The sequence below is a fragment of the Gardnerella vaginalis genome (assembly GCF_001563665.1).
GTDB lineage: Bacteria > Actinomycetota > Actinomycetes > Actinomycetales > Bifidobacteriaceae > Bifidobacterium > Bifidobacterium vaginale_A.
Genome location: NZ_KQ961852.1, coordinates 938 through 6,052, shown reverse-complemented (window position 1 = coordinate 6,052; position 5,115 = coordinate 938). Strand labels below are relative to the sequence as shown.

1 protein-coding gene is annotated in these 5,115 nt (G+C 36.3%); it reads right to left on the bottom strand.

The window, feature by feature from the left end:
• Window positions 1-229: 229 nt before the first annotated feature.
• A partial coding sequence (locus HMPREF3230_RS00950; RefSeq protein WP_075523130.1) for a S8 family serine peptidase occupies window positions 230-5,115 on the bottom strand: 4,886 nt, incomplete at its 5' end.

The window sequence follows — 5,115 nt, the reverse complement described above, 5'->3', positions numbered from 1 at the left end:
ATTTACATACATAATTCGTAAAAATTCCTAAAAATTTAATATTAAATAATGCTTATATTTACAAATCATAAAATTGATTAACTAAGCAATAGCTAAAAACAATTGATAATTAAATAAAACAAACTAATAATTAAATAAAACAAAAATGCTCTTCGCTTCATGAATTTCACTTCACAAAACGAAGAGCATTAAACTTATTGCAACTAAAACAGCCGCAATCGAACTAAAACTAGCTCAACACATTAACTCTAGAAACTAACTCCTTAACCTCTCTAACACTAACGTAGAATACGACACAAACAAGAAGCAACGAAACTATTGTTACAACAGGCATAACATCTACGCCAGTATGAGCAACCTTAGACTTAGACTTCTTAACAGAATAATGACGATGATTACGATGAGAATCATCATTAGAATCATTAGAAGACCTAGAATCATCCGAATCATTCTTAACATCATTCTTAGAATCCTCTGACTTCACACTAGAGTCACTAGAGTCATCAGAACTGTCATAAGACACAGGATTCTCATAATACTTCAAATACGTTTCAGCATTAGCTTCAACAAATTGATCAGCATTAGAAGGAATCACATAAACATTAGTCCAAGCAATCTGCTGACCTTTAGAATTAAGCAACACGATAGTATGAATACCAGAATAATTTCCTGGAATCATCGCATTAAACTTAACCTTCTTACCGTCTAACGTTACTTTCACGTAATTAGTATTATTCTCACCTTTTAATAATTCAGGCGAAGAATAAATATACGCATAAGCATAAGCAACCTTATTCTTAATAAGATCCTTAACAAACTCGCGCGTAGCATTAACATCATTCTGACCATTACCAGAACCTGGAGCTTTAGGAGTAGAACCAGACGGAGCACCAGAACCAGTACCCGAACCCGAACCAGAACCATCTGAATCACCAGTACCAGAACCAGTATTCGCATCAAGCAAGCCTGCGAAAGTCAAAATCATAGGATTCTCAATACCTGCTCGAGCAATATTATTCTTATTTGCACCAACAACAAGATTACCCTTAACAGACTTATCAAGACTCGAAACAGACTCAGGCGCTTGAGGAGCTTTCACGTCAACAGACGGAGCTGGCGGAGCAAGCTTTACAAAATCGATAGACGAATTATCAACAGCAATATTTCCTGCATAATCTTCTGCTTGAATAGTAATTGTATGATTACCAGCATTGATATCTTTACCAGAAACATTAACAGTCAAATTATCCTTATCTGGAACTGCAGGTTTATTATTCTCTACATCACTTTCTTTTTCAGAAAGCAAACTTGCTGCTAATGTCTTGCGTAAGTTATTTTCTGCAGAACCAACTTCAACACCATCAATCAACACATGAAGAGATTTAATATTCTTATCTTTTGCGTTAATTGTAATGTTATATGAATCGTCTATCTTTTGATTCTTTTGCAAATTACTATCAATAGTTGGCAAATCTTTATCAACAACTACAGGAATCATTCCAGCAAATTGATACTTATTCTTATCTCCAAATTGCATAAGAATATGATCGTTATTGGATACAGGAACAGTAGTAGTAAAGCTTTTACGATTTACACCAGCTCCACCACCATCGTAAGACATAAAATCAGATACTACAGAACCATTGATATAGAAATCATATCCAAATGCGTCATCACTTAAAGTACCTTCAAAATCTACAGTATCTTTATTAGTAAAGAGCGTATTATCATAAAGCTCTGGCTTAGATAATGTAATTTTTGGAGCTTCATTATCAAAGTAAATAGCAGCTGGACCATCAAAGAGTTTATTTTCTCCAGATTGAATAAGAAGATGGAAATCATTAACTCCAGGATGCATAGGCAACGTTATAGCAAAATTACCTTCTTCATCCGGCGCTGTAGTTATTGGCTCTGGATTTTCATATTCGCCATCATCTTTTACATGATTTGCTTTAGTAAACGATATAGACGTAATATTCTTACTCTTATCTACATGACCTCTTAATGTAAGAGAATCTTTAGTGATATCTTTTGAATCAGTTTTATCGCTATGAATCCAAGTATAGTTTTTATCTAGAAGATTCATATTATCAGCAACAATCAACTTCAAAGACTCATCTTCATCGCTAGTATCAGCTTTCGATACAGTAGCACGACCAGCTAAGCCAATATCTTGCTTAACACTGTTACCGTCATTCATAGCAACTAACGTGATACTCTTTTCGCTTTCAAGAGGCTTTACAGTAACTTCAAAAGTTCCATCAGATTCGACTTTGACTTTATCATTAGCATCAACAGGTTTGCGAGGATCTTCAAACAGTTCAACAGGATCTTCTGCTGTTCTTGCACGCTTATAACGAACTTTAAGCTTATTTGTGTTCGTAACTTTACCCTTGATTTCTACTGAACCATCAGCATTAACAGCTAACATTCCATCACTATTAGTATTCGTTACACTAATAGTTGGCATATTAGAATTAAAGTAAATTGTAAGGCTATCTGAAGCAACTAACGCTCCTGAAGAATCAAAAGCTTCAACTTTGACATCATTCTTACCGTCTTTCAACAATAAGCCTGCGTCAAACTTCATGTTTTCAGGTTTCAAATCAAGAGTTTGAACAGTATCACTACCGTTAGTAACGCTAACCTTCACAGTACTTATATCTTTACTTACATAGCCTATAAGATCAACCTTACCATTTTTCAAATCCTTCAAACCAAGCTTCTCGCCATCAAGTATGCTTTTACCTGTAAGATACAAAGACTTAGCTTTAAAGACTTTACTTTGATCATTCCAGTTGCCACCCATATCTTTTATGCTTGCACTAATATAAGTGTCATCTTTATCTAAAATAACATCGCATACGTGATAACCTTCACTATCTGTCTTGCATGGTGTTTTTTCATAATCGTCATCATACATTTTGATAGTTTGATCATTTGATTGACTTGAAACCATCAAATTACTAAGTTCGCTTTTCATAGCATCTTTGACGCGAATAGTAACTTTTTGCGCATCTTTCTTTATTGGTTGACCATCATCACCCTTTATTGGATGACCATCATCATCTTTATCATCAACTTTCACATTTTGAGGATCAGAAATTATCATTTCTGGCTTATGCGTATCAATATTGAATCGCATATCACAATGCTGCCAAGCGAATTTATCACCTAAACGAGCTGAGATACGATACTTGTAAGATCCATCAGGAAGAGTTTCAAATTTTCCTGTTTGAGGATTGTATACTTTACCATCAAACTTAGTTACAGCAGAAGTGTAAGCAGCTTCAGCTGCATCAAGAGAACCAAAATTACCTAAGCTAATTCTTGAAACATCATGCTCCTCACCTAACACTCGCAATTCTTTATTGTTATTATCGAGAATCGAATAACGCAAATCAGCAGCATTGCGCAACAAGACCATAGTTGGAACTAAGGAATCTAATACGCCGTCACCATTAGGAGAGAACTCATAAGCACTGTCAGATTCCTTATTTACTTGCACTGCAGGCATCATGAAATAAGGTCCTGCAAGTAGCTTAGTTGCAGATTTACCATAAGTATCCTTAGGAGAAAGGATAATATTTTCACGATTCCAATTACCAGCAAATCCTAAATATGGAACTGCTAAATCAGGCTGACCACTGGTCTTAGAAATGAAACGTACCCAACCTTCAACATAATGATCATGTGAAGAATCAACTCCAAGAGTGAACGAAACTTTAACCGTTTGCTGAGCTGGAACAGTTACAGTTCTAGTTAAAGTCGTCAAAGAATCATTAGCGCTAATAAATGTTTCAGTATTCTTTTCCTTATCGTTTGACTCATTAACAACATCTTGCTGAGGAATTTCATACTCAACTGGAGTATCACTGTAATTATGGAGATTAACAGTAATATTACGTTCACCATTAACTTCACGAAGCGCTACATAAGAATTTCCGTTTACTGTAGCAATAACGTTAGTAGAAACAGCTTTATCAACTTGCGCTAAACCAGCACCAATTTGACGAGGAGCATAAGGAACAAGTTTATTAGTACCAATATCATTGACCTTCTTAGATTTGCCAAGAATCTGCGCCGTATTCATCAACGCTTGAGTTGCTCTCTTAACTCGCTCTTGTTGAGAAAGATTCGGGAAACGCTTCTTATAATTCTCAATTACTAAAGTAGAAAGACCGGAAACGTTTGGGGCAGCCATGGAAGTACCAGACATGCTTGTGTACTTATTTCCATTCTGTGTGGACCAAACATTACCTCCGATGCCAGCAATTTGAGGCTTAAAATCAAGTTCTGGAGTTGGACCCCAAGATGTAAACGTTGATGGCTTCAAATTTTCTGGATTATTATTAACCATAAATGAATCGCTAAAGGAAATTTTCACTTTCCCGTTTTTCATAGCGTCAACAATCTTCAAAGCATCCTCACGACGAATTGATGCTCCAAAGCATGTGAATTTATCAACGCCTTCCATACCAAGGAACTGTGATGAATCCCCAGCTTTATTATAAACAATCACACCAGAAGCATGATGATCTATAGCATTCTGGAACTTATCAACGAATGAAATCTTACCACGCTCAACTAAAGCATATTTTCCAGTAAGATCCAAATCTTTAACATCATCTTCTTCGCCAAAGTTAATATTTACAAGCTCATGAGCTTTATTATCAGCTTTTCCTGAGGCAGGTGAATACGGAATCCCAGTTTTAGTATTATCCTTGTCAAACCACTCGGATTTAAGCTGAGTAATGTTAGAATTTTCAACAGAAGCTACGCTAAAAGCTTCAGGAAAAGCTGCAGGAGATCCTAAAGTTGCATCATCCCATTTTCCAAGCGCATCGTCTTCACCACCAGATGGAGAGAAATTCAAACCGGAGTTTCCAGCAGAAATAACTGGAAGTACTCCTGCATCTCTAGCTTTCTTTAATGCTAATCCTGTAGCACTTGATGTGCCACTAAAGCCGTTATCGGATCCAAGTGACATGTTAATTACATCTGCACCGAGTTTCACAGAATCCTCAATTGCAGCAACTATATCCGAATCACGAGCGCCATGCGAACCCGGCATGTTTGAGAACACTTTCATAGCAAGCAGCTGTGCGTTTGGAG